Raw genomic sequence first — 25,105 nt, 5'->3', positions numbered from 1 at the left:
CTTCCATCTCGTCTAACCATCTTAGGAGGTGTCATTACAGAATGAACACAAACAAAAAGACTATCATGGCATTAAGCACGGCTGTACTCGCATTGGCGCTGACTGCATGCAGCGGTGACAACGTGAAATCTTCCCCTTCTCCATCGGCTTCGGCAAGCCCGACGACATCCGCGAGTCCGACCGCGAGCGCAAGCGCCGCTGTGGAAAGCCCGAGCGCCAGCCCTTCCGCTTCTCAGGAAGCTAAAATTACCGATGGCGAATTTGTCGGGGTCAGCGACACCCATACGATTGAAATTAAAACCGAAGAGGGAGCAACATCTTTTCAAGTAAGTCCTGAAATTGTAGAAAAGGTGACTCCTTGGGAAGAAGGAACGAAGGTTCAGTTCCAATTCACGGAGGAAACCTTGGACGTTGACGGTCAACAGGTTAAGCAAAGAACGATTACAACCATCGATAAGCAGTAAAAATGAGGGGTGAGCGGATGCGGCTCATGATTTGCGGCGGAACGGGGTTTATCGGAACCGCCCTGGCACATGCGCTTCTGTCGCGTGGAGATGAGGTTTGGATTGCGACAAGGAAGAAACCTGCGGAGACTCCACACGATCCCGCTCTTGCTCACCCCCGATATGTCACATGGGCGGAGTGGAGCGCTGAACCGGATGCCCTTGGTAAATTCGACGGTATCGTGAATCTCGCCGGCGAATCGATTAACCAGCGATGGAACGGGCAAGCGAAGGCTAGGATTGTTGGATCCCGCGAGGATGCCGCTGCCCGGATTGCCGATATCGTCAAGCGAATGAGTTCCCCGCCTGAAGTTGTCGTCAACGCGTCAGGGATCTCCCTTTACGGTCATTCGGGGGATGAAGTCTTTGACGAGAATTCTCCTGCGCGGCCCGCCGACTTCCTTGGCCGCACGGTCGTGGATTGGGAGAAAGCCGCAGACGCAATTCCCGTGCAGCGTCTCGTAAAGCTGAGGATCGGACTGGTGCTGGCCCGTGAAGGCGGCGCTTTCCCGCTGCTGCGCCTGCCATATCGCCTGTTCGGCGGCGGCAGGATGGGCAATGGGCGACAAGGCCTGCCGTGGATTCATCTGGATGATATGGTGGGCCTCATTCTTTTTTTGTATGGATACGCAGTCGGTATCCGGCGCGGTCAACTGTGTGGCGCCTGAGCCCGTATCGAATGATGAGTTTGGCCGCATGCTTGGCCGTATCACGCATCGGCCTCATTGGTTTCACGTCCCGGCCTGGCTACTCAAGCCGGTGCTGGGTGAAATGAGCACTTTAGTACTTACAGGGCAAAAAGCGATGCCCCAGAAAGCGCTGGATCACGGTTACGAATTTGCTTTTCCGAAGTTAGAAGAAGCCCTGCGGGATATTACCCGCTAGGGCTTTTTTTTTCGTATACATTCTGCAGTCACCAATTTGCAATTCGACTTCTTATGAGGTTATTCTGCTTGTTGATGATTGTTCAAAGCGATAACGCGAATTTGCAAGCACGAGACGATCGCCGGGCTGGAGCGGGTACAATTCATACGGAGCCATGGGTTGATCATTCAGCGAACTGCCATTCCTAGAACCCAGGTCTTTCACCTTCCAACGATTTGAAATGTTCAGAATCTCAAGGTGAGCGCGGGATATTCCGGATGCAGTATCCACATGTTGTGCTGCTTCATCAGAACGGCCAATCACCATCGATTGTCCGACAAGAGCGATACGCTTGCCGTCATCCCCGTTTTCACAAACCAAATAACAGTCTGTCGGCCGCATACTATCATTGGCTGTCAGCAATCCCGTGCGATCTTCCGGCTCAGAAAGCCACGTCGTATCTGAAGCATAACTGTTGTTCCGAGCAGTCATTGCGGGTTCGGGCGACGGAATAACTGTTCCCGGTTCCATGTATGGAGAACTTTGAACAGGAAATCGAGGCATGCCGTTACGTTCAGCTTCCTGTTCGGCCGAAAGGTCTTCCCAACTTCCCGAGACATCAGCCAGTTTTCGCTGACCGGCTGCGTGATTACGGTTCCCCCAAAGGGGCAGACCAATCCACAGGTATATCAATCCCGCTCCTGCCGTCAACATAATAAACATACAGAATAATAATCTTTGTTGTCCCGGTTCGTTGAAATAGAAATATCTCCACGCCGCAGCGCTCACCAGCAAGGATGTACAGACAATTATAGTGCGCCAACGTCCTATTTCCATTTTAGGTGCAGCAATTTCAGCATCATCTTCAGGTTTTGGACTGTTGCCGCCGACGTTCAACCAAGGTGCGGAATCATCTCCGAGCATCTGAGAGACTGAATGCAAATCGCCAGGCGACGGCTGAAAGAGCCCCCAGCTGTTGCCTTTTTTTGCGGGTAACTCGCCGCTGGACTCATCCCGGTCGTATATAAGATTTACACTGCCTGCAGCCGGCTGACTGCCCGGCCGCTTACGATTACCATCACTGCCGTATAGCGGACTGTCGGATGCCGCGATGACATTAGCAAGGTATTGCCGAGCGAATGTTCTTAAGCTTGAAGGCACAAAATCTTTGGATGTCACGAGCCGATACACATTTTGCATGACACCGCCATCCGGGTCCGTGACTCTCATCATCCATCGAATGACAAGACGCTCCAAGTCATCTTGCTTATCAAGCACCGGATTGCATAACGGGATATAGGTGAAATGTAAATCCTGCCAATCGCTTCCTGCAAAAATAAACTCGTCTTCCAGCTTGATCCGGCAGGAATCTAACAGATATAACCTGCATTCCTCCAACACTTCCGCGACCCGGCATACAGCCTTCATCATATCGGCCATCGACCAATTCGCCGTTCTCATGCATTCTGTAAGCATTCGAGTTCCGGATAGCCGGTATCTTAACGAAATGCAGCCGTTCAAATCTGCCATCTCAATGGGAAGTAACCCGGGAATTGCACAAGAGCTAAGCATCTGAAATTGGATTTCGTTAATCGAATAACGAGACAGAGGGGGATCTGATTCTATGATCATATAGTGGCCTCTTTGCTGCTCAAAACGGGTTCGTAAGGATTCCATATCGTCACCAACCTTTTCCCAACAAAATGATATAGCCCGGAGCCACAGCCAGCATAAAAGGAAATTGCGTTCCGCGTCCGAGACTCAGCGGGTGGGCACCCCAAGGCCACTTGATTCTCCCTGCCAGTGTACGCAATAGAGGAACTCGCAGAATTAAGAGAACAACCGAAATCGATCCTGCAAAAAGAATGGAAATGACCAATAGCTGCAATGTGTACGCCGGCCCCATCCATACTCCAAATGCTCCGAACCACTTCACATCTCCTCCGCCGATTCCGCCGAACCAATACATCAGCAACAGAGGAAGCATGCCGGCAGCCGCACCCGCTGCAGCGAATGCCATGCCGCTTAAACCGTCACTTAGGCTTTGATAAAGCAGTCCCCCGCCCATAAATAAAACATTTAACCGGTTGGGGATTTGCATCAGTTTGAAATCTGTCCAACAAGCGGCAATCACCAAAAGACTTACCGCTGACAGCACCCCTATGTTCATTCGTCAACCTCCCCCATGGCCGCAGCAGATCTGCCCGCCACTTCGAATGACTGCTGCCACATTCCGCCTTCCGGACTTGAGACTTGCCAGTTCCACTGTCCGGGAGTTGTTCTCCCTGATACATGCCATGTCCAAGACACGAGCCCGGATGAGTCACTCACTGCGCTGCCCAAATGCTTGGCTTGGCTGATGCCGCTTTTGTACAAGATGGACAGGTCAACCCGGGTACCCGGCGTTGTTCGCAGCACTAGTGTTGCCTTTCGGCCGGGACGGACGGGATTCGGTTCCAACGACACAAAAGTGATATCCAGTGCTTGATCCGATTTCCCTTGAAGCTTGGATTGTGAAGGGCTCCCGCCTATCCACACTCGTTCCCTGGCAGATTCGCGGATGACTAGCTTTCTCCCTAAAAAAGGCACCTGGAATGGGAGAATGTATTCGGCCTGCAGCGTTAAATAAGCTTTCTCCCTGTCATCCTTACTCGGCAGATCGACGGCCGCCAGATGTAACCTGGAATCGTCCAATACATTGTGATCAACAAACTGTCGTGCCAATTCGCCAAAGGCAATTTCGGCCGCTTGTTGTTCTAGGGAAAAGGACCCTTGAGAGGCTTGTTCGGCCCACTCCTTCATCGGTGAGGGAAACATATGACCGTATTCAGTGAGCATTTCCTTGACGGGCAGCCATTTGCCGTGCAATTCTTCCGCTTGTTTATTCAGTTCGGAAGATCTGGCTTGTTCCAAACTAAGAGAAACGGGATACCATGCGGACGCCGCTTGTCTTACGGTCTGCGATACAGCTCCATGCAATGCCATAGATATAACTGACGTCTGGATCATGAATATCAGGAATACAACAAGCATAAGAAACATCGGCATAATCAGAGCGGTCTCCAGCGTCACGCCGCCTGCCGAGGCGCGCGAGCGGGTTTCACTGATAAGAACTGTCCGCGGTATACGTGCTTTCATAGCGGCTCCCCTTCACCGTCCCGCCTAAACTGCCTGCTCGTCCCAAAACTTGTAACAGACCGGGAAAGAACCATAAACTTATAGAAGCGCGGCCTTCACCGCTGACATACGTATAAGCCCCGCTCAACGAGACTCCCGTGTTATGCTCCATAACAGCAATCACACGCGCTGTATGAGCTGACGTTCCGCCGTGAAGAAGCAAGAAAACCCTTAGATAATCCGTGTAAACCGTATCTATCTTTACATATTTCGAGAGTTGCACCGTGCCTTGCTGGATTAACAGTTGAATATCCATTATTGCATTGCGGATTCCATAGACCAGCGCGGCGGCCAGTACGAGAAGGGGATGACCGAGTGTACGACATTCGATCAGGCCCTCCATTGTCCGAACAGCGAGCCGGAAGCCGAAGAGTTCACTATATGCCGCTGCGATGTTTGCTGCGGGATTGTTGAGTCCATATAGAACGTATTCCGTCTCTTGCTGTTGTAATGTCAGTGGGGCTTCACCCCCACCTAGCAGATCCTTCACATAAGAGGGATCATAATGTGACAGCCTGGAGATCGTATATTCGGAGAAATAGAGCTGATCCCTCGTTCCCAACAAAGAAGCTTCAAGCATGTCAAGCAACCCTGAGGAAGCCGACATCGCGTTATCTCTCCCGCGGGCCGGATCGTTCGTATGTACGGCTTCGGCATATTCGGCCTGCTCATTATTCCATTCCAGATTGTTATGAAAAAGTCCGTTCAACTGTTCAAATTCCGCTTTCTCTTCGTCCGAGCCTGGTATTCCACCCAGCGTACCCAGAAAACGCGTTGCCCCCGCCCATGCCGCCTTGGCTTCCCGTTCCTGCTCTTTTCGTTCTGAGTCGCGGGATCGATGTGCTTGCAAAACAGCCTTGCGCCCCTCAAGCTCAGAGCCGCCCGAGCCATAGGCTTCTACAAATTCTGCGTAAGCGGTTTGCAATCGGTTTGCACCCGCTTTCAGCTCTGAGCTTTTGCCTGAAGATCCGGGCACTGAGTAAGCGAGGGATGAAAATGAAGCGGCTGTGTTCGCTAAATCGACTCCAGCCGTTTTTTGAACGAGTATTTCAGCTTTGAACTCTTCAAAAAAGTTCAGATCAAGTACAAGTTGATCTACGGTCTGACGCAACTCTACAATGGACTGACTCTGCTCGCTGGTCAATACGGAATCCGCCGCTTCCCTATTTTCGCTTCCGGACGTTTGTGGGGACATCGATACGGCTTGCTCCGCAATCCTGCTCATCTGTTCATTCGCGTCTTTGGTCTCAGACAACGCTTCTTCGGCTGCTGTGAGCAATTGTTCCGTTTCCGTTCGGATTGCTTCCGAATTCCGGCTTAGAGCCGACGCCAATGACAAAATACCAGACTCATATGCGGATGTCACTGCTTCATAAAGAGGTCCTTCGTCATTTTCCGTACCCGCAGAAGTATCAGCGGTTTTTTCGTTTTTTCCTTTATCTTGCTGTTTCCTTCGCTGCACATCCCGTCTGGCCTCATCCTGCAGCCGTTTGCTAACGTAGTCGTCATACTGCAAAGCCGCTTGCGCAACATTCCGTACACTCCCGACCGGCTGGCCGGCACTCAAGTTGACGGGCGGATAGGTGATCTGGTCGCCCAGCATACGGCGGATCGCTTCGCCCAGGCGCTCCTGATTGGACAGTGCATCATCGAACGCTGCTTCCCTGCGATCGTAAGCCTGACGCATTCGCTCCAAGACATCGACTGTTGCTGTTGCTTCCTTCAATGCATGGGTTACGCCTCGAAACCTCTGTCCTATTTCCAAACTGAGATCGATGGGAGCCTTGTATTTCATCTCTTCGAGCACTTGCCTTCGAAAAACATCGTGTTCGGCCAGAGGACGGCTTTCGGCTACATCTGTCTGTTCCCAGCGAGTATCCAGAAATTTAAAAACACCCGGAACTGCTGCCGCTGAATTGCCTTCCACTGTTTCACGAAATAACGATTCCGCTTGTTCACCGCCTCTGATGAACAAGCCATACTTGGCATACACGATCGGATCGTACGAAGACAGAACAGAACGAGCACCGGACTTAACCGCCAGTTCTGCCTGCTTGCGAAATGCCGCAACTCGCGCAAAGTCGATGAGAAGCGCGGTTAATAGAAGAAACGCGGCGGTAATGGCAATGAAGTATATCGACACCGACCCGCCGGACTCGTAGAAACATGATTGCCTGCAACGCCCGCTCCGCTTATTTTGCAAGGGCTGACTCACTCCCCCCAACGATAAAACTTATAGATTGCGCCGATTTGTCAGAACACTTGCCGCCCGATCCCGAAAGCCGGCCGCTCCTTCGGGAGCCGTCTTCATTTTCGCTGAATAATAACGCACCAGATCAAAGGAACGAACAAATTCAGCCGGTTCAACGACTAAAGCAGACACGTCAGAGGAGGCGGCATCATCTCCTCTCACCCAGGCCAATGGCCGTGGCAGCCAACCGCTGCCGGCTTGAATATTGATTCGCCGTTGCAACCCGATATTCCGATATCGAATGATACCCGTAATAGACTCGGGCATCCGGGATGCGGCTTTCTTTAGCTTGTCCACTGCAGAGGCCCCTTCGTTCTCATTCCTATCTCTATTGATTTCCACTTGTACGCCGTCTTGTTCCGCAGCGAGGCCGAACAGCCCCTCCACTAACGCGTCATCCGACAAGCGCCAATACAAACCGTCGAAGTCGTTGGCCGGGTATCCGCCCGTTGTGTAATCTTTGGCTGAATTCGACCAGTTAAACGCGGAGCGTTCAGCGGTTACCGCGGATGTGTAATAGAGCAGCGATCCTTGCGCGATAAACAATGAAAATAGGAGCAATGCAAATGTCATCATCAGAACCCAAGGAAATATCATTGCCGCCTCTAATGTGACCGAACCGGAAGTGTCCTTCAAACAGAGCAGTCTTCTACGTTTAACGGAATTTCCCATATCACTCAAATACGCTTTCCGCTTTACCTTCCACAGAGTCCATCAGATTTCCGAGAAACTCCATAATCCAATCCTTAAAAAATATTGCCACCATGATCAAGACCGCTGCAATCAGCACTATTTCCAATGTGCCTATTCCTCTCTCATTTCGCCAAAAGCCGTGTGCAGCACAAAAACTCAGCTTACAAAGCTTCACCATTCTAATTCCATCCTTTCAAAGAGATGATAGGGTTACATCATCAAAATTGTCGGCGCACCGACCAACACCATAATAAGCAGAAAGATGACGGCCAGCGGAAAGGCAAGCCGGGAGGAGGCTTGTTCGCCGAGCGTGCGGGCAGCCGCTTTTCTTTTGTCCCACATCTGCGTGGTCAGTTCCCTCAGTGCCGGGACGAAAGTTTCTCCACCTCTTCTCGCATTAATGAGCAGCGTTGTTGCGAACAGCTTCACCTCCGGAACCGCGCATCTGCGACCCATCTCCTCGAGCGCCAGACTCATGCTTTCTCCGCGCTTCATGCATTCGATTGCCGCCTGCAATTCCGTGTAAAGTGTGTGACCGGAGCCTGACTTCTGTTGGGCACAACGGGTTAACGCCCGCATGACATTCTCGCCCGCGTTGACAAGCAGCAGCAGGCGATTAAGCAGTTCAGGCAGCTCCATCAATATCTCTTGTCGGCGATTCTCCACCTTGCTTCGGAGATCTTTCGCCCGCAGTACAGGAATGCATATCGCAATGATCAGCCCCATTAAGAATAAAGCAGCGTTTCCCGCCATTAATCCCAGCAGGCCGCAAATCATCAGAGCCATATACGCTGCTCCCAAACTTTCCGCAGTCCAAGCCATCAATCCCTCCCGCAAGCAAACGCCTCCGCCCAGAACGGCAAGTGACAGCTGCGTTCTGTACAGAATCGGCTGCAGTCGGTCAAAAAGATGACGGTATTCCAGCACAATGTAAAAGGGGCCAGTAATGAGATTCAGTCTTCCGCTTGATCCAAGCCTTCGCTTTCTCTGCCAAGCCGCAAACAGAAGAGTCGCGTAAAGCAGCAGCAAGCCCGCCCATCCAGCCATCATCAATGCGCTCATATCTTGATGTCCATAATGCGGAACATCCACCAGCAGCATACTGACAAGAGCAGCAAGCATACGGTCAACAGGAGCCATCCTGCTCCTTGATGGAGCGGCTGCATATAATCTCCGGCAAAAAAACCCAGCGCTCCTACAAATGCAAAAGGCATTCCCATCATGATCCGGGATTCGAATTTTTTCTGCGCAATCAATACCGACACTTCAAGTTCCATGTCGAGTTTCTCCCCGATCAGCTGTGAGGTTCTTCTGACGACTTCCACTAAATCTCCACCCGATCTTTTACAAATGGTGATCACATCCGTGAAATTCCTCACCTCCTCCAAGTCGGAACGACGTGCAAGATCCTGAAGCGGAACTTCCAACGTCTCGCCGTTATGCATTCGATTCGCAATCACACGTAATTCCATCATTAAATCTGAGCGAGAATCGCCGATTAGAACAATAAGTTCTTGCTCCAAGGTAAGGAATGCATTCTCCACGGATCGTCCCGCAGCGAGCAGCGATGACAGGGCGTGAAGCGCTTCTTTGAATTCTTGCCTCAATCTATTCCTGCGCTTCTGAGCCATGCGCTTCGCATAATGGCGGGGATAGAGCAGCCCAAGCGCTGCCGCTGTCAGCGCAATCCAAACATGGCGGTACATGAGCCACACGCCGGCAAAACAGAAGAAACAACCCAGACAGATCGCCCACAACCTCTGGCCCTTTGTAAGGTGATAAACCCGGTAGTCCGTCATGCCCTTAGCTCCCTAAGAAGTCCGGCGTGCTTAAGCTTGTTTAAATTGTGGAGCGGTTCGACTCGCTCCAATTGCCCTACGATCCGTCCATGCACTTCGTCCCGTTCTTCAAAACGGAACAAGGTACTAAGCTGAACCTCACCATCCTTCACTCCTTTCACTTCAGCAATCTCCGCCACCCGGCGGGCAGAATCACGGAAGCGGCTTAAATGAACGACGACATCAACCGCGGAAGCGATTTGCCGACGGACGACCGTCACCGGCAGGTCGGCTCCACTAAGCACCATGGTCTCCAATCGGGAAATCATATCCCTGGTTCCGTTAGAATGGCCGGTGGATAAGCTACTATCGTGCATATTAGGTATAAGATTGATTTTTACAGGAGGCGACAACATGGGTAAAAAATCTAATGGTTTCCTCGACACTGAAGCAATGAAACTCGGTTACATTCGCATGTTAATGGACGTAAAAACGCAACTCGAAAAGGGTCAGCATCAAGAGTCCATTAAAGCTGTTTTAACCGACCGATTGACGCACATCGAGCAGCGACTGGAGGCGCTCAAATGAGATGTGTATATTTTGAAGTAATTAACTGGAAATACTTTTTCTCGGGCTACTACGAAATTCCAGACGAGTGCGTTGAACCTATTTCGTTTGAAAAACTGCTTAATTGCGAATGGAAATACTTTCGTAGTGGAAGAGATAAAGTCATCTTGAAATGGCGCAAATACCTTCGAGTTATTGAAATAGAAGCGATAGATGATATGACCGAGGAGGTGGCGAAATGAGTTGGATCACTAACGAGGAATGGGCGAAACGTCCAGATAGCTGCTCAAACTGTGGCGGTAACGGCAAAGTGCGTGAATTGGAGAATGGCTGCTGGGTCAATAAAACCTGCTCATCATGTGGAGGGAGTGGCAAGAAATGAACGTGTACGAAAACGATCAACCGTTGCCGCGCATCAACATCCGTTCTCGCTTCGATTTCGACGATGATAAGCCGGTGCAAGGCACTGTGTTCGATGAAGTTAGGGAGCAGATTAAAGCAGAGTGGTGGCACAAGGTTCTGCACAATCTTTTAGCGATCAATGTCGCGCTGCTCGGGTTCGTGGTCATTAGTTGGTGGGTAGGCGGAGGATTTGTATGGGGTACGATGTTTTTTCGCTCGTTACGGCTCGGAGTTGATGAAGCTGGTGAACTACGGACAATTCTGACAACCTGCGATGTTCAAGCGGTGACTGCCTCATAGCTTGTTCTCTCTCTCTCTCAACCGTTGTTCAAGCTGTTCTATCGCAGATCCTTGTAAGGAGGTTACTATGCGTATTCATAAAAAACTCTATTTGGCGCTGAATAAGATTGCGGATGGTTTCAGTTACATTGATTCTAGGCTCGTCACATGCGGTTCTGAGCATGCCTACCGTCTGCCAATGGGTAAATGCCCGTCCGACATTGAGAAGCGTATAGATGCCCTTGTCGCGGCTGTAGGAGCGCCAGTTGAACTCATCGACCGAGGCGGGGCAGTTATTGTGCGAGTGGTGGAAAAGGATTACCCGAAGCAACTCAAATTCAAGGAAAGTGACTTGAAATACGATCGGCTTTTAATGGGGTATGATCGGCTGTTTAATCCTGTTTATTTTAAGCTCATGCACTTATTAATTGGCGGGGCTTCCGGTGGTGGAAAGACGATGGAACTGCGGTTCCTTCTGTATCAGTTAATCCGTATGAGTGCGACCATTAAAATAGTGGATATGAAGAAGTATTCTTTCCTGCCGTTTGAGATTTTCCGTAACGTGGAAGTGGCGAAGAATTTAGAGGATGCAGCGGATATGCTCCATGAAGCGATGGTGGAGTTAGACCGCCGTGAGGACATGATTGTTCGTGCGCGGGATAGAAGTTTAACCGACACGTTTAAACCGTATGTGGTGATTGTAGACGAGGCCGCTTTTATTGCGCCAAAAACGTACTCAGGAAAAGCGAAGGGTTTTGCGCAGTTTTGTGATGACACTTGCGGGGCGTTATCGCAGAAAGGCAGAGAGTCCAAAGTGTTCCTCTTATACTGCACACAAAAGCCGAACAATAACATCGTCAACGGGCAGGTGAAAGCAAACGTTGAAGGGGCATTAGGATTCCGTACCAATTACGGCTATGAAAGCAAGGTGATCCTTGGGGAAACGGGTGCAGAACGCATAAGTATAGCAACGCCAGGAAGATGTATTTTTCGCGGTGATCGCATTTACACCATGCAAACGCCATTTATAGGTGAGAAAGATTGGGAATGGGATGCCTTTCTAGCCCCGCTTAAAGTGGAGGTTCTGCACCATGGAAGTTCTCAGCGTAGTGAACCACAAAGAGTCTATATTGATCTGCCTGACTCGAGTCCCCATAGCAACAACCAAACAACTCTCGAGCCTGAACAATTCGCTCGATCCGCAAAAGAAAGCGTCCAAGGTTCTAAGGGAGATGGAAAAGGAAAAGTTGGTGGGATGGAAATACCACGGTCACGCGAAGATTTGGTTTCTCACAAAGAGAGGCAGAAAGTTGCAGCAGGCTACACCGACGAGGTTCCCGACTGACCTTGACCATGCGCTGAGTGTGATTGACCTATACTTTAACCTTAAACCGAAGTATTGGCTGTATGAGCCGGTGGAGAGATTTGAACACCTGGGAAAGCCCTATGTGTGGAATCCCGACTGTGTGTTTGTGTATCAAAAGAAAGTTTATGTATGCGAATTGCAGCGCACTAAATTAACGGCGAAACGATGGGCGGGAAAGTGGAAGGCATATAACCTTTACTTTAGCCGTAATTACTTCCACTCTGCCGCGTTTCAAACGTGGTCACCTAAGATTATCCTGCCTCAGTTTCTATGTATCTCATCTCAGTCACCGGATATTGTGAGGAATGGGTTTTCAATAACTGGAAGGGATCTCATCGTATGTAGGGAGTTTAAATAGGAGGTTCAACATGAGCATCATTATATTAGGTTCAGTCGCGTTAGTTGGAGTGTTCCTCTATGATAAGATCAGCGATATAAGGCTGGAGAAAAAGTGGGCGTGGGTTGATGAGCAAGTTAAGCCATTACCAAACGGGCGAATCAATGTGGATGATTTCTGTGATGTATTAGATGAAGCGGAGAGGAAATGGAAGTGGTAACTTTGTCGGCTACCACTTCGTTAAGTAGTTCGGTCGAATCGAAGGCGCTAACGCGCAAAAGTAAACCTCGCAAGGAGGATAATTGAATGATCAATTTAACGCAAGAATTTGATATGAAAGGTTACACTCTCGATTTGCAAACTCAGAAATTAAGGGTTGTTGTCTTAGCTATTGACGAAGAATTGGAAAATGGCTTTAAATGTATTGTTGTGGAAGGTAACGATAATTACAAGCGTGGTGAGATCATCAACGTAAAGTTAAGAGTTAGCCCTTGTTGATTAATAGCTTTTTAAAATGTAAGTATTGCGGTCGTCTCGAAGGCGGTTTCACCGCAAAGGATTAAAGTTCTATCGCTGAAATAATGTGCATTTTTTCATTGACCACTATTTTATCGCCGCGTTCCTCAATATACTCGTTCATTTCTTCTTCACTTTCAAACCATGAATAGCAAGAGTAGCCCTCATAAGTGTAGGTTAACAGATACTCATTCATTTCTTTTCCTCCTTCATTTTTTTGAGCCAATAGGCTTTGGTTTGTGAAGCGAACGTGCCATGCGGTAACTTTTGCAACCATTCGTACAGCTTCTTTTCTTCTTCATTGTTCGGGTCAAATGGGACGTTTTTTCTTTTGTACTCCTTCATTTCTTAAACCTCACTTTAGCCCCTAAGAGTTCTGTAAATTGTGGTGTATGTGAATCCACTTCTCGATGAAAATAAAACACCTTGCCGTCATTTCTTAGATAACATGCCGAGGACATTTCCTGTCCCCAGGATTGCCATGTGTAGATACCATCTTGATAAACCTTACCATCGTACTCAACATCAAAACCCATATTTTCACCCCCTTGTCCTTATTATACCATAAAGTTATACATTTGTATAATGCAATGAACAAAAGAAAAAGCCTCTTTCGAGGCGGTGTTGATGGGTTTATGGTGTGCATCGAGACGACCGAATCAGCGCGAGCCGTACAATGCTTCATATGTTTAAAGAAGCAGTTTTCGTATCCACATCCCATCTCAAATCCCCACCTAGCGCATCCTCTAACGCCTTTAATTGTACGTATATCCTTCCATCCTTCTCGATGAAATCCGTGACAGGATTCCCGTTGACCACCACTCGAACAGAAGAAGGCGCAGACACCTTTATCCCATGCTTCTCCACTTCTGCCACAAACTCATTCTTATCAATCCCTGAGCCGGGGCATGTTTTAAGCGTGGTAAACTCGCGGTGAAACTTCACCATATCGCTCCCTCTGCGCCATAGTTGCATGATCGCAAAGCAGAGTCCCGTTGCTGTTGCTAATTGTGCGCCTTCTAGTTTCTCTTTCCCTGCATCAAAGTTACCAATCATCTCAAACATAAACGGATGCACACCGTCACTGTCGGGGTCGTTAAAGCCCGTTGCAGACGCAGGAGGAGTCAGTAAGTCTCTTCCACTCCATATGTATCCATCCGGGTCTATAGTGGCGTGCTGGGCGATGTCCGACCATCCCTGCGACATATGGACCTTCGCATAGCTGTGATGAGTTTATCCCCACCGTTGCGTCTGTAATCGGCTATTGTGGGCTTCCATGTGCCGTGGCAATGGATCTCGCTGAATCTCACTCGACCGGAAGCAGCAAGGGGCTTTAGCACCTGTTCGATGTAATCAGCTAAAGTGCATCTATTTGGCACTGGTGACATCCTCCCGCTTTTTGACGTACTGATACGCCCCGGATGCGGTGAGTCCAATGATGGAGATTAGAGTGATTTTATCTTGGACGTATCCCGGCACAAGCACAAATACAGCCGCAACGAGTAACGCTGTTGGATGCGTCCACTTTTCCTCTAAGCCGAAACTCTTGGCGACACCGACATAAGCGGCCACTAAAGCAGCACATTGCAAAATGAAATTTTCGTCCATGATTAGTCCTTTCCAGGCGCTATGCCGCCCGCTACAATGAATGCGATAAGTGCAATAATGATAGAACCAACAACGGTTGTTCCCGCCCAAAAGACAATCTTATCGATACGGTTAAGCCGATCATGTGCAAACCGGGATGATTGGAGGGCTTCCATAGCAGTGGTGTTGGTGTTTACCATGGTGTTGAGCGTTGATTTAATACTGGCGATATCTTCTTTCATTTCGATTATCATTGTGACTTCAACCTCTGCCATGCTCCAACACCCCCTAAATTAAGCAAAACAAAGAGGAGCCCCATAAATGGAGCCCCTTGAAGGAAGAAACGGCAGGATCACGAATTAGTCTAAACATGTACTTCACCGATTATACTGTAGTAATAGGAGAGTGAGTGGCGTTGAATGACGAAAATTCGTTTTCACAAGATTTTAAAAAAACGATAACAGGCGTGTTAGTGTTGCTTGTGATTGGTTTGTCTGTGTGGGGTATCACTGTCTTGCTTGGCTTCAATAATGACCACCCGCAAGTAAAGAGAACCCCGACACAGGCCGAGATAGATCAATGGAACAAAGAGCGTGCAGATTGCCAATACAGCGATACAGGTTGCGAATGGGATAACAGATGGGGGCAGTAATCACCGCCCCTTCGCAATTTCTCTTACTGTTCTTGGTTTGTCGCCGGTCTGCTGCTCAATGAACAGAATCAAGTCTTGCAGTTGTTTCAGCTCGTTGAGCTTGGCGTAGTAGGCGTATTTCTCCGCGTCGAAGTCTTTAGTAAGAGATGAAATCCCGAGCGTCGGCAGGCGGTTCTTTACGTCCTGGTCGACGTTTTCTGGTTTCTGCATCAACCCACTTAAGCCGCGTCCAATCTGCCCCGTTGCCTGTTCAAACGCATACGCCCCTTTGATTGGTACGCCAAACTCTCCGATACCCGGAACCTCGTACTGCTTTTGTTGGCCGCTAAACTGCTGAATTGGTTTGCCTCTGAATGTATTGAAATTCAGCGCTAATTCAGCCGGTGTCTTTAGCAGCGGGGAAACAGAATCGATAAGCGTTTTCCCCGGTCTTGATAGTTTAGTTAAGTCGCCAAGCGGAAGGTTTAGCCCGAGCATTTTACCTTTGCCACCCTCACCCGATATCGGCATGGAGAAGCTTTCCTTCATGTAATCCGGTATGTTCTCATCGTCCAGACCAACCGCTTGTTGTGCGTTTAACCTAGCCTTATTCAGGTATTCATATTTACGCGGATCGTTGATGAACTGGCGCACCTGAAACGGGATGTTGTTACGCATCCAACGATAGAACGGAACGACCCGAGCAACTACATTCTGTTCAAACGGCGTTAGCTTGGTATAGTCGAATTGAACCTCCCGTACCTTTTCCGCTGCCTTTTCCGGGCTCAGATTGAGCTTTTCACGCGCCCATTTATAAAGTGCGAATCTATTACCTTGGTCGAAGAAGTTACCGACTTCCTGTGATGTCTTAAAGGCGTTAACCGGATTCAGGCGTTGGGTGACTTGGCCCTTGGTATCCTTACTTAGGTTTTTGACCGTCTTTTCAATCGCCTTTTCGGGCTCCTCTCCATAACGAGCAAATTCCACCTGAGAGAGTGCTGTCGAGCTTAGACCTTGCTTCCGGTATTCAGTAAACAACGCAGACTCTTTACCGCCGATTGCTCGCGCCACTTCTTTAAATCCATCTTGTGTGTACTTGGCGATATCTACCGGATTCATTCCACCCACATAGTTGTTAAACATTGCCCCGGCTTGGTTGCGAACGTGATACCCAAGAGAGAACAACGCACCGCGTTTCCAGAAGCTTTGTATGGTGTCGAATGCTTTAAGGAAAGCTTTTGTACCCTCATCGGTGTTTATGCGTTGATAACGGTCAAGGAGAAGCTTCGCTTGCTTGGTGACAATATACTGACCGCCTACCTCATCGGCAAGCCCCATTCCATCCAACACATCTCCGGAATCCTTCAGGAACTTATAATTATTGGTGTCAATCACTTCTGCGCCTTTAGGGACGGTCATGCCTTTAACAAATTTGTTTGCAAACTCAGGATTACTCAGCACTTCTCGCCTGAATTTAACGGCATGAACATAGTCAACGAGTCGCTTTTGTCCTATTGCCGAAGCATAGAACGCGTTAGGCTCGAAGAATTTACGACCTAACTTGTCATTGATGTCCTCCGCGCTTCCTGTTAACTCGCGATTTTTGAGGATGGATTTGTTAGGGTTTCCTGTTCCCCTTGAACCACGATCAACCGCAGATACCCGCGTCCGTCTCGCCCGTTCTTCTTGACTCCATACATGCGTCATGTAGCCTTCAAGTTCAGGGATACCGATGCCGTTCTGTTCAGCAAACTCCCGTATGACTGCGTTACTCTTGACTAGCTTTTGTGCAGCCTTTTGAATCTTGGGATCTGCTGACGATTCACGCGGCGGCCTCGGTATCTCCTTTTGCACGATCACAGGGTTTTTAGCTGCTTCGTGCAGTGTTTGAATATCTGCCTCATGTTGCTTGATTTGATCAACCTTTCCCTGGCGCGTTGACTTGGACTCAGTTTTCAGCGCGTCAAACTGCTGTTTTAAAGCGTCTCGTTGCTGTGTCAGGCGTACATACTCTGGATGATCGGACAGTTTTGCGAATGCTTGTGCGGCTGCTTTTGCTGCTCTGGTTTTTGGCGCTTGCTTGGCGATATCTTTGATGGAGTTTTGGATAGTCGACTTAGCTGTCTGTAGCCCTTTGAAAGTGTCCTGCAAACGTTCAAGCGATCCTGTACGTTGCATTTCTTGTTGGGCAAATCTCGTTACTGTCTCTTCATCCAACTTCCGAGGGACATTGTTCAAACGTTTCAGTTCTTGTACTAAATCATCAGCGTATTGATAGCCAAGCTCATTCGCAACTTCATCAATTGCCTTTCCTTCTTTACGAATCAGCAAGCCATTAGGCATCTCTTGACGAGCAACACCTTTAACACCGTTAGGCGCAACATCTTTAATACGTTTCAACAGTTCAAAATTACTCTCGTGGTTGTCTTTGACTTGTTTCTTGAAATGTCGCAGTACGCTTTCTTGTGCGTTGTCGAAGTTGTTAATCTGACTATCTAATCGTTTCAGTTCCAAACTAGCCTCACGAAGGTTGCCGCGAGTGGTAGAATCCAAATTCTTACCGGCTTCACGCTCCAAACCCGCAAACAGTTTTCGAAGCTGTGAGTCCGTTTGATCAAGCGCATTGCCAAACTGCCCGATGGCTTGATCGTACTGGCCGGAAGTTGCGCGAATGTCTTTGCCGATGTTTTTTATGGAACCCCGGTTCTTGCTGATTTCAGCAAACAAATCCTGTTTATTTTCTGTGCGCCTCAATCCATCTGGAAACTCATAGCCCTTAACGTCCTCAAATTGGCGCAGAGGCTTTTCCATAATCCGCCCAACGTCTGCCCCTGTATCGATGCCTCCCGCGTCCCTTGCGACTCTACCGAGGTTGCCAAGCGTTTCCTCCTGCATGTATCGGCGGCTGTTGTCAGTCTGTTGATTGAGATTCTTTAGAAAATCACTTTTTCCTCCGTCGAGAGTGTCTTTAATCTTGTATTCAGAGTTGAACATATAGCCAAGTCCGTCTTTGACATTTTCAGCAGCCGGACGTAAAGTATTCTCGCTAAACCTCGCAAATGATGGTATCGCGTTCTCTGTGGCTTTGTACGCGCCAGATACAGCTCTGCCAGCTGCTTTCCCAGGTATTGTTACCCCTTTGGCTAGAATGCCGCCTGGTACGTATGTGAGAGGGTCTAGCGCAATCTCTAGACCTGTTCCCACCACCGCTTTAGCCGCGGCATTCATATTCGTTCCCTGCAACAATTCTGAGCCTCTTATTTTATCGTCACCGGATATGCCTCTCTTCAATGCTTCGCCTAAACTCATAGAAGTATTTTTCTTGTGGATTGCGTTCATAACCGATTGCCCCGGACGACCAAGAAGTTCAAGTGTGTCAAAGAAGAAGTTTTGCTTCTGTGGTAAATTGGTCAACCTTTCAAACCAATTTCGTTTATCCGCATTATCCGGTTGGAACCCCGCGTCTTGAATGCGTGTTGAGGCATTCTTAATCTGATTATCGATGGATGTAGTGTCGTAAGGATCAGTCGGCTGTGAGAAACGTTGGAAGCTGCTGTTTGATTTGTTGAAACGAGAAAAACTCATGACATCAGCCTCCTACATCCTCGGCCCGAATTGATCTTTCCACATTTCAAAAGTTACACCGGCTTGTTGTCCTCTTGGATCTTTAATCCATGAACGCCAATCATACATTCCTCTGCCTGCCGATTTTCCTGTCGGGTCAGTTTCCCATACCTTTAAAAGCTGATCGCCTGTCATTCCAGCGAGATTGGATTGAACGACCTGCGGCTTTCCACCTGACCCGCCTTCTGAGAACTTTTGAACGAATGACCGCATGGCTGTTGCGTCCTGCGGTGTGATAAGCCCCATACGCTCACGACCATCGATCTCGGCTTTGGCTTGGCTAGGAGAAATCTGATTGCTAGACAATCCGGTATACAGTCCGTCCATCTCGCTCATCATTTCCTTGGAGATTCCCCCAGGGTTTCCATTGCTGTCTGGCTTATATGGCTGTCCTGGTTGAATACCAAATGACTCTAATCCGGCAGGAGCTTTACCCGATGCGCCCCAAATATCAATTAGCTTGCTAAAACTAGCGTTGCTCGAGGCATTGTTAGAACTCTGACGGGATGTTTTCGCGTTGTACCAAGCAATCGCGCTTTGTATACCGTCTTGTTTAACTCTGTAGTCAAACTCTTTTTGCCAACGCTGATCTTCAACCTTGTCACGACCCACTTGATAGTCATAAGCCCTGTCGGATTCAAACTTACTGCGATCAAAGGTCTGCCCTTGAATGGTACGCTGACCGTTAAAGTTACCCGTAAGCGCTGCTGTATCGGTTTGCTTCTGCCATCCAAACTGATCCCGTCTAAACTGGTCATCAATGCCGAACCGCTGAATATCGATCATGCGATCCAGGCGATCCGCTTCTAGCCTGCTGGTGAGTCCAGATTCTTGACCCGCCGCCTGGTTGTTCAGCAACGCCCTGCGCTCTGAGATATCCGTCAGCATATTCGACTCGTCGCGGTTTATGGAACCGATTGCCCCTTGGCGCTGTGCGTTGCCTTGTGCTTGCGCTGTCAAATTGTCTCCGCTGTTCAGCAGCCCCATGTCTGCCATGGACTGACGCAGCCTTTGGGCGTTCTGCATGGCAACTACATCCGCTTGATTGCGGTTATCGTAGGCATTTTGTTTCGTTTGCGTCTCCGTTTTGTTTAAGCCTTGGAGTGCGGCATCTCGCTCCCTGCGAATAGCATCAAGTTCGGCGGTTTTACGCAGGTTAATGGCATCGTTTAGCTTGGTTTCCATATCAGCAGTCGGGGATACTGTGTCGTTCGTAGGCGGCGCGGTCACGGCATTAGCCGCGTCTGTCCGTGATTTAATGATGCCGTCTAGCTGTGTTTGGTTTGCGGCGCTGCTTGCTTTTGTTACCCCTGACGCTGCCTTACGCGTGAGTTCTGCGGTGATTTGTTCGGGTGTCATTGCGGCCACTATATCGCCCCCTTAAAAGAAAAAGCCCCGCAGATACGGAGCCAAAATTTTACTGTTCGATTTTGATGACTTGGTGATAAAATGTAAAAACTCTCCATCCTTCGGGATAGAGAGCAAAGGGGGAAGTGTCTGCTTGGGGCGGTACTTCCCCTGACCCTTATTACCCTGGGTAAGGTTCGCCTACTATTTCTTCATACTGTGCAGGCGTGATCTTACCTTTTTGTACGAAAACTGCGACCTGTTCTTTGGTGTAGAATCCAGAATCATAATAGTCTTTAACCGTATTAAACCAGTCCATGTATACCGCCCCTTTTACATGAGATCATTCATGACCATAGCTAAGAGAATGTCTGCTTGAGTAGCTTTTAGTTGAGTGATTTCAGCGGGCAAGTCCGGGCCAGGAACAGGTTCAGGAGGCGCGTATTTCTCCACACTCCACTGTCCATCCCATTTGCGCCATAACAAATCCTCGTTCCATCCGTCAGGGAGGTAAACGAGGAGAGGGTGGGACTCGATCTGCTTTAAATTGCTGCATCCGGTGCAGATGAGGTGTTCGTCTAGTTGAGCGTGGATCATGTTTTCCCTCCTTACGGGAACTCGATGAGCTGCCAGTTTGCTGTGGTATTCGTTGTGTTGCTGGCAATCATAATCTGCGTTGTGCTTCGGATATTATAACGTTGCATGGCGGTGGTACTTTCAGTTCCGTTTGCAATAAACGTGACAATGAGTATGGATTTGTTCGGGTCAATCGCGGATACGTTGGTCAAATCCTCAGTGTTGGAACCCGTCAATGCTCTTGAACCTGTTTGCTTGGATTTGACCGCGACGTATTCCAAGACAACCCATTCCACTATCGCCGTTCCGACTCCGCTAGAGCGCTCAATCGCTATACTTGTTGCAGCGAGCGAAGTCACCCGAACCAAGCAGTTGTTATGTGTAGAAGACCCACCGTTCACAAAGGTGATATACACTATCGACTTGGTAGGATCAATTGATGAAATGGGAATTGAGGCCGTTGAATTTGCGCCCATGTTGTAAGATCCGCGCTGAATGCTTTTAACGTTGTTCCCACCGCCAAGTCCGATGTCTAACCCTTGAGGTTGATTGGTGAGTCCCGTAACCGAACCAAAGTTTCGTATCATCGTATCACCTACGCAATCTGCTCAAGGATGCCGTATGCTGCAATGTTGCAATCTGTCCCTGCGTCTTGTTTGGCGGCGAGAATCTGAGTGCCGGTGAACACCAACGCCTTACCTGAGAGGTCTATGAGCGTCGATGTACCCGCAGGAAGGGTGATGGCGCTTATCTGATTTACGGCGGCTGTACCGTTCTTGTAGAGCGTTACAATACGCTGAAAAGATGAGGTGTTGCAAATCCACAGTCCCGTTAATTGCCCCCGGTTTGCGGCAGAATTCGTATAAACCGCTGTTGCTGTTGTGCTGAGTGCGGTTGGCGGAGTTATTTCGGTTGGTGTGCGATCCCCGGTAGCCATTTACAGCATTCCTCCCATAGAGAGTATTCGTTTATTGTTCAGGTTCATCGCGTCCATCTCCGCTTGTGTGGCGGGGTCGAACGAGAGTTTAGCAGGTGTAATTGAGCCATCCGGCAGGGTTCCCACACTAACTGCGGCGATTTGAGCTTTAAGGTCGGTTAACTGCGCCCATACCGTTGCCCCGGAAACCCCTGAGATCGTGGCAGATCCGATGCTGTGCGCCCCGCTATCTCCTGATGTGGATGACATCAGAGAATCAATTAAGGCGTTAAACGCAACTTTAATTTGATCCGGCTGGCTGTCAAAGTATCCTTTTAGTTGTGCGGAGGTCATAACTGGCCTGTCAGCTAATGTTGCGATTAAGTCAGATAATGCGGTGATTTTATTAAGCATTCTGCACCCCCTTATTTAACGAGGCTTTGCGGAGAGTAGATGATGCTGATGGAGAGTAAGCCTAAACTCTCATCAATCTCCTGCCCCTTAAAGTAAAGCTGGAAATAGACGATCTTTTTCGCTTTGATCTTGGTCATGGTGCTTTGTGGGAAATTGTTCACCAGGAAAGTGAACTCTCCAAAATTAAAGTTGTTAAAATCAAACATGTTCATTTTCAGCCTTGCGACTAACGGGCTTTGGGTTTGATCGGTGATGTAGTACATTTCAGCAGAGGTCGCAGAGTCCGGCTTGATGGTAACCTCAACCTTCTCCACCAGTTTCCTTCGCTCATCCATGCCAAAAGCATTCTGTTTGCCGTACCAATGCCAGATGATTGCTTGGGTGTTGTCGCGGTACGCCGCGTTTTCTCCCAGCTTTTTCAGGTAATAGACATTTCCCGCCACATCCCCGAAATAAAGCCGCGAATCAATCTCCCACACACTCGTAGCCGGGAAATTGTCCCACGGATACCACTCGTTGAGGCGATAGTCCCATACATACACGTTGCCGTTAAGGAAGATCATGTACTTTTGGTCGAAGTCGATGGAAATAGCATCCTTGAGATTCGGTTCAGCGAGCAGTAACTTATCAATACGCTTAGAAATCTGCGACACATTGCGCTCATCCCGCACATTACCCCCGGCGAGCGTGTATACACCGTTGCGTGTGAGCGATACAGGCGCATTCTCCACGATCTGAGACGAGAGAGGAGCGATACACCCTACTGTGTCGTTAATCGGTCTAATGGGGAATAGCGCCTTTCCTGTGCTGTCCTGCTCGTATCGTAGTGACCACTTGCTGAACTCTTTCTCGATGACGGCGGTATCGTATTGGATCACCATGTTCTGAATGTCATCGTCTCCGCCTACCTTTTGGAACGCATTCTCCGGGAAGTAGTTGGGACGGTACACATCCGAGCGATAAAGGATGTTCTTACTCCACATGAACACGCGAGTGTCATTTGTTCCGCCGTACAGCCTCGCATTTTTGCAAGCCGTGATCTTCTGCTTCATGCCTGCTGTTGTCTTGCTCGCGGTTATGACCACGTTGTTCGGCGTTCCTGTGGCTGGCGCAGTGGTAAAGGTGACTTTGCCTAATGTGCGGTCAACGGTCAGCCCCGAGCCCTCGTTGATGGTCGTTACGCCGACTACTGCGGTAACAGGTGTTGCGTCTAATCCACTTAGTGCGAGTTGAAACACGGTCGCTGTGCCATCCCCGGAGAAGGATTGCTTAAACTTCGTGCCAAGTAGGTTGAAGTCCTCAAACGCTGTTCCGCCCCCTGCTGGAGGTGTGGAGATGAACAGTGTCGGAATGTATGGGTCAGGTTCTTTCACCGTTGTCCCGTCATACTCCAGGTAGTTCGTGCCGTCTTGGATGTACACTTTCCCGGCCATCGCGAACATGTTGCTCCTGCTATTTGCGAGACTCGCATAAATGGAAGTCGGCTGTGTTCCATCCACGGGCATCCGGTACAGGTTCGTTCCCGCGTGTAAAAGATGCTCAGTCGTGCCGTCACTCTTGCGATAGTCGAACGCGCTCCACACTGTTCCGCCGAGGGCTGTGGGAAACAGTTTCGCGTACCCTGTGCGTTTGTCTAATGCGCCTTCGGTGTCAAGTGTCATGTTGAGCATGGAAGGTGATTCGTTATACTCCAACTGCGTGGGATCGACGGATACGTTGATTCCTTTGAAGCGGTTGATGCGGTCAATTTGGGAGGGGACGCTTGATGCGCTAATACGTGCCATAGCCATCCGCCCCCACGCTGTAGACATCGGTTATCGGTGTGATTGTTGCGCCTCGCTTGCTCTTTAACTCGTCATAACGTGCGTTAAAGAACGCCGCTTTCCCTTGGTCGTTAGGATTGTCGATAATCATAAGGTGTGCGGCGAGTCCATAAGGGAGTGCTTGGAGACACAGCGAGTCAGGTAAAGAGAGAGGCTGTGCGAGATCCGCGATAACAGTCGGTGTCTCCGTCTTCGGCAACAGTTCCGCTTGCAGGGTGGTTAAGACGCTTGGTGCGTATTGGCGGTATGATGCGCTAGTTTGGATTTCGTCTAGTAAAGCAACAGCTATATTGAATACCTGTTCACCTGTAATTGCCACTTCTATAATCACCCCCAAAAATAAAAACACCCCGTTAGGAGTGTCTTCGTATTGGTTCAGTCAGGGCTTTGTCAATGCTCCAACCTAATTTGTATATCCTAGCCCATAATGTAGCGGATGGAACTTTGTATTCTCTTGCTAAGTCGGGTATGGTTGCCCTTTTACCTCTTACTTCGATAAATCGGTTGTTACGCTTGTTGTTAGCCTGCACAAGAACTTCAACCCATCTGCAATTTTGTTTCGTATAATTCCCATTCACATCTATTCGGTCTAGCGTTAAACAATCTCGGTAAGTGTCGCCCATATCTTCCATAAAACCATCGAAAGTCAACCACTTGCTGTCAACCTTAATTCCTCTTTTCCCATAAGCCTCATAATTACGTCCTGAGTTGGGATTGTTGCATCGTTGCACCATGTTAACCCATACGGTGTAAATGCGGGTGTGTGTCATTCCGTGTGTTTGATTTAAAGCGACTATTGTGTTTGTTCTTAAACATCCGCAACTCTTGCTGTGCTTGCGTTTGATGTTGTCACTCAACACAATCGTTTCATTGCCGCAATCGCACTTGCACAACCACTGTATGTGTCCGAACTTATCTTTGCCTGCTTCTCTGATGACTGTCAATTGTCCAATGCGTGTTCCAGTAAAATCAATCTTTTTCACGCTCGACACCTCCGTAGTGTTATCCGAATATTGAACATGGGAAACGCAATTCGGAATACTGCGCTTGTCGCCCCGTCGGGCTATCCCACTATTAAATTATACCATATTTGGGCATGATTTGCTATGGTTCGACTTGTTCCCCTGTGACCATTGTTCACCTTCTTTCCATGAAAAAACGCCCCGGTTAGGAGGCGTTAGAGGATGCCAAATTCTTTCCATTGATAGAAATATTTTTGATACCCTAATTGCGCGGCTGTGTATGTTAATTGTTGTGGTGGATCTCCCCACATGAAGGTATGAGTCCCCATCAAGGCTTCATATGTGGGGTTTTCTGCAACATCTCCGAAGAATGTATTGAAGATTTGTTTATCCACTGCTTGATATGTTCCGTCAGGGTAACGCTCCAGAACAATGTTTCCTGAATCGTCAATCAAGCCGGCTTCGGCAAGTTTCTGGAATAGTTGTTCCATG

35 protein-coding genes are annotated in these 25,105 nt (G+C 48.9%); 9 read left to right on the top strand and 26 right to left on the bottom strand.

The window, feature by feature from the left end; genetic code table 11:
- The first annotated feature begins 41 nt into the window (after positions 1-41).
- From SD71_RS24430 to SD71_RS24905, 3 genes are all read left to right on the top strand, one after another.
- Positions 42-464: a hypothetical protein gene (locus SD71_RS24430; RefSeq protein WP_041062652.1), complete on the top strand. Its 423-nt coding sequence runs from the start codon at positions 42-44 to the stop codon at positions 462-464.
- A gap of 17 nt (positions 465-481) precedes the next feature.
- Positions 482-1,171 (top strand): NAD-dependent epimerase/dehydratase family protein, encoded by a 690-nt coding sequence (locus SD71_RS10930; protein ID WP_235427074.1) that lies wholly within the window; start codon positions 482-484, stop codon positions 1,169-1,171.
- 103 nt (positions 1,172-1,274) lie between these two features.
- Positions 1,275-1,388 (top strand): DUF1731 domain-containing protein, encoded by a 114-nt coding sequence (locus tag SD71_RS24905; protein WP_235427073.1) that lies wholly within the window; start codon positions 1,275-1,277, stop codon positions 1,386-1,388.
- 51 nt (positions 1,389-1,439) lie between these two features.
- On the opposite strand, the gene SD71_RS10925 is transcribed toward SD71_RS24905, so the two are convergent.
- The 9 genes from SD71_RS10925 to SD71_RS10885 are packed head-to-tail and all read right to left on the bottom strand — an operon-like array spanning position 1,440 to position 9,595.
- Positions 1,440-2,999 carry a DUF6382 domain-containing protein gene (locus SD71_RS10925; RefSeq protein WP_041062649.1) on the bottom strand — a complete coding sequence of 520 codons (1,560 nt, stop codon included), beginning with the start codon at positions 2,997-2,999 and terminating at the stop codon, positions 1,440-1,442.
- Positions 3,000-3,048: 49 nt separating this feature from the next.
- Entirely contained in the window at positions 3,049-3,537 is a 489-nt protein-coding gene (locus SD71_RS10920; protein ID WP_041062646.1) for an A24 family peptidase, read from the bottom strand.
- A complete protein-coding gene (locus tag SD71_RS22185; protein ID WP_052476156.1) occupies positions 3,534-4,505 on the bottom strand; it encodes a TadE family protein in 972 nt (323 codons plus the stop codon). Before SD71_RS22185 ends, SD71_RS10920 begins: the two co-directional genes overlap by 4 nt.
- Positions 4,468-6,747 carry a hypothetical protein gene (locus SD71_RS10910; protein WP_041062643.1) on the bottom strand — a complete coding sequence of 760 codons (2,280 nt, stop codon included), beginning with the start codon at positions 6,745-6,747 and terminating at the stop codon, positions 4,468-4,470. The genes SD71_RS22185 and SD71_RS10910 overlap by 38 nt, the downstream gene beginning before the upstream one ends.
- Before the next feature lie 30 nt (positions 6,748-6,777).
- Entirely contained in the window at positions 6,778-7,476 is a 699-nt protein-coding gene (locus tag SD71_RS10905) for a hypothetical protein (RefSeq protein WP_152619418.1), read from the bottom strand.
- Positions 7,469-7,666 (bottom strand): Flp1 family type IVb pilin, encoded by a 198-nt coding sequence (locus SD71_RS25555; protein WP_052476154.1) that lies wholly within the window; start codon positions 7,664-7,666, stop codon positions 7,469-7,471. The genes SD71_RS10905 and SD71_RS25555 overlap by 8 nt, the downstream gene beginning before the upstream one ends.
- 32 nt (positions 7,667-7,698) lie before the next feature.
- Positions 7,699-8,628 (bottom strand): type II secretion system F family protein, encoded by a 930-nt coding sequence (locus SD71_RS10895; RefSeq protein ID WP_082034178.1) that lies wholly within the window; start codon positions 8,626-8,628, stop codon positions 7,699-7,701.
- The gene (locus tag SD71_RS10890) at positions 8,547-9,287 is read right to left on the bottom strand and encodes a type II secretion system F family protein (protein WP_041062635.1); all 741 of its coding nucleotides are present in this window, start codon (positions 9,285-9,287) and stop codon (positions 8,547-8,549) included. The genes SD71_RS10895 and SD71_RS10890 overlap by 82 nt, the downstream gene beginning before the upstream one ends.
- Positions 9,284-9,595 (bottom strand): type II secretion system protein E, encoded by a 312-nt coding sequence (locus SD71_RS10885; RefSeq protein WP_326998737.1) that lies wholly within the window; start codon positions 9,593-9,595, stop codon positions 9,284-9,286. Before SD71_RS10885 ends, SD71_RS10890 begins: the two co-directional genes overlap by 4 nt.
- Before the next feature lie 85 nt (positions 9,596-9,680).
- Between SD71_RS10885 and SD71_RS23970 the strand changes: the two genes are divergently transcribed.
- The 5 genes from SD71_RS23970 (at position 9,681) to SD71_RS10855 (ending at position 12,715) form a co-directional block, all read left to right on the top strand.
- Positions 9,681-9,854, top strand: a complete 174-nt coding sequence (locus SD71_RS23970) for a hypothetical protein (protein ID WP_161793378.1) — start codon at positions 9,681-9,683, stop codon at positions 9,852-9,854.
- Between the two features lie 357 nt (positions 9,855-10,211).
- Positions 10,212-10,535: a hypothetical protein gene (locus tag SD71_RS10875; RefSeq protein WP_041062626.1), complete on the top strand. Its 324-nt coding sequence runs from the start codon at positions 10,212-10,214 to the stop codon at positions 10,533-10,535.
- A gap of 67 nt (positions 10,536-10,602) precedes the next feature.
- Complete coding sequence (locus tag SD71_RS24895) at positions 10,603-11,859, top strand: hypothetical protein (RefSeq protein ID WP_041062623.1); 1,257 nt, start codon at positions 10,603-10,605, stop codon at positions 11,857-11,859.
- 389 nt (positions 11,860-12,248) lie between these two features.
- The gene (locus SD71_RS10860) at positions 12,249-12,437 is read left to right on the top strand and encodes a hypothetical protein (protein WP_041062616.1); all 189 of its coding nucleotides are present in this window, start codon (positions 12,249-12,251) and stop codon (positions 12,435-12,437) included.
- 86 nt (positions 12,438-12,523) lie between these two features.
- Positions 12,524-12,715, top strand: coding sequence for a hypothetical protein (locus SD71_RS10855; protein ID WP_041062613.1), 192 nt, complete (start codon positions 12,524-12,526; stop codon positions 12,713-12,715).
- A 61-nt stretch (positions 12,716-12,776) separates the two neighbouring features.
- On the opposite strand, the gene SD71_RS23965 is transcribed toward SD71_RS10855, so the two are convergent.
- From SD71_RS23965 to SD71_RS10835, 6 genes are all read right to left on the bottom strand, one after another.
- Positions 12,777-12,929: a hypothetical protein gene (locus SD71_RS23965; protein WP_161793376.1), complete on the bottom strand. Its 153-nt coding sequence runs from the start codon at positions 12,927-12,929 to the stop codon at positions 12,777-12,779.
- Positions 12,926-13,078 carry a hypothetical protein gene (locus tag SD71_RS23960; protein WP_161793375.1) on the bottom strand — a complete coding sequence of 51 codons (153 nt, stop codon included), beginning with the start codon at positions 13,076-13,078 and terminating at the stop codon, positions 12,926-12,928. The genes SD71_RS23965 and SD71_RS23960 overlap by 4 nt, the downstream gene beginning before the upstream one ends.
- Positions 13,075-13,269 (bottom strand): hypothetical protein, encoded by a 195-nt coding sequence (locus SD71_RS10850; protein ID WP_041062611.1) that lies wholly within the window; start codon positions 13,267-13,269, stop codon positions 13,075-13,077. The genes SD71_RS23960 and SD71_RS10850 overlap by 4 nt, the downstream gene beginning before the upstream one ends.
- Before the next feature lie 145 nt (positions 13,270-13,414).
- Positions 13,415-13,939, bottom strand: a complete 525-nt coding sequence (locus tag SD71_RS10845) for a hypothetical protein (protein ID WP_052476152.1) — start codon at positions 13,937-13,939, stop codon at positions 13,415-13,417.
- A gap of 162 nt (positions 13,940-14,101) precedes the next feature.
- Positions 14,102-14,341 (bottom strand): hypothetical protein, encoded by a 240-nt coding sequence (locus SD71_RS10840; RefSeq protein ID WP_041062610.1) that lies wholly within the window; start codon positions 14,339-14,341, stop codon positions 14,102-14,104.
- A gap of 2 nt (positions 14,342-14,343) precedes the next feature.
- A complete protein-coding gene (locus SD71_RS10835) occupies positions 14,344-14,595 on the bottom strand; it encodes a hypothetical protein (RefSeq protein ID WP_052476151.1) in 252 nt (83 codons plus the stop codon).
- Between the two features lie 140 nt (positions 14,596-14,735).
- Here SD71_RS10835 and SD71_RS10830 point away from each other — a divergent pair, with 140 nt between their 5' ends.
- Positions 14,736-14,972, top strand: coding sequence for a hypothetical protein (locus tag SD71_RS10830; protein WP_041062607.1), 237 nt, complete (start codon positions 14,736-14,738; stop codon positions 14,970-14,972).
- Here SD71_RS10830 and SD71_RS10825 read toward each other — a convergent pair whose 3' ends face one another.
- From SD71_RS10825 to SD71_RS10780, 11 genes are all read right to left on the bottom strand, one after another.
- A complete protein-coding gene (locus SD71_RS10825) occupies positions 14,973-18,536 on the bottom strand; it encodes a hypothetical protein (protein ID WP_041062604.1) in 3,564 nt (1,187 codons plus the stop codon).
- Positions 18,537-18,548: 12 nt separating this feature from the next.
- Positions 18,549-19,943, bottom strand: coding sequence for a hypothetical protein (locus SD71_RS10820; RefSeq protein ID WP_041062601.1), 1,395 nt, complete (start codon positions 19,941-19,943; stop codon positions 18,549-18,551).
- A 160-nt stretch (positions 19,944-20,103) separates the two neighbouring features.
- Entirely contained in the window at positions 20,104-20,241 is a 138-nt protein-coding gene (locus tag SD71_RS23055; RefSeq protein WP_082034176.1) for an XkdX family protein, read from the bottom strand.
- A 14-nt stretch (positions 20,242-20,255) separates the two neighbouring features.
- Positions 20,256-20,519, bottom strand: coding sequence for a hypothetical protein (locus SD71_RS10815; RefSeq protein ID WP_041062598.1), 264 nt, complete (start codon positions 20,517-20,519; stop codon positions 20,256-20,258).
- Positions 20,520-20,530: 11 nt separating this feature from the next.
- A complete protein-coding gene (locus SD71_RS23590) occupies positions 20,531-21,085 on the bottom strand; it encodes a hypothetical protein (protein ID WP_152619417.1) in 555 nt (184 codons plus the stop codon).
- Positions 21,086-21,093: 8 nt separating this feature from the next.
- On the bottom strand, positions 21,094-21,435 hold the full coding sequence (locus tag SD71_RS10805) for a hypothetical protein (protein WP_041062593.1): 342 nt from the start codon (positions 21,433-21,435) through the stop codon (positions 21,094-21,096).
- Entirely contained in the window at positions 21,436-21,828 is a 393-nt protein-coding gene (locus SD71_RS10800) for a hypothetical protein (RefSeq protein WP_041062590.1), read from the bottom strand.
- Positions 21,829-21,839: 11 nt separating this feature from the next.
- Positions 21,840-23,612 (bottom strand): hypothetical protein, encoded by a 1,773-nt coding sequence (locus SD71_RS10795; protein ID WP_041062587.1) that lies wholly within the window; start codon positions 23,610-23,612, stop codon positions 21,840-21,842.
- Positions 23,599-23,988, bottom strand: a complete 390-nt coding sequence (locus SD71_RS10790) for a hypothetical protein (RefSeq protein WP_152619416.1) — start codon at positions 23,986-23,988, stop codon at positions 23,599-23,601. Before SD71_RS10790 ends, SD71_RS10795 begins: the two co-directional genes overlap by 14 nt.
- Before the next feature lie 16 nt (positions 23,989-24,004).
- Complete coding sequence (locus tag SD71_RS10785; protein ID WP_052476149.1) at positions 24,005-24,634, bottom strand: hypothetical protein; 630 nt, start codon at positions 24,632-24,634, stop codon at positions 24,005-24,007.
- 194 nt (positions 24,635-24,828) lie between these two features.
- Positions 24,829-25,104: a hypothetical protein gene (locus SD71_RS10780; RefSeq protein ID WP_041062578.1), complete on the bottom strand. Its 276-nt coding sequence runs from the start codon at positions 25,102-25,104 to the stop codon at positions 24,829-24,831.
- Position 25,105 lies beyond the last annotated feature (1 nt).

Source organism: Cohnella kolymensis (genome assembly GCF_000829465.1).
Lineage (GTDB): Bacteria > Bacillota > Bacilli > Paenibacillales > Paenibacillaceae > Cohnella > Cohnella kolymensis.
This window is presented reverse-complemented; position numbering and strand designations above follow the sequence as displayed.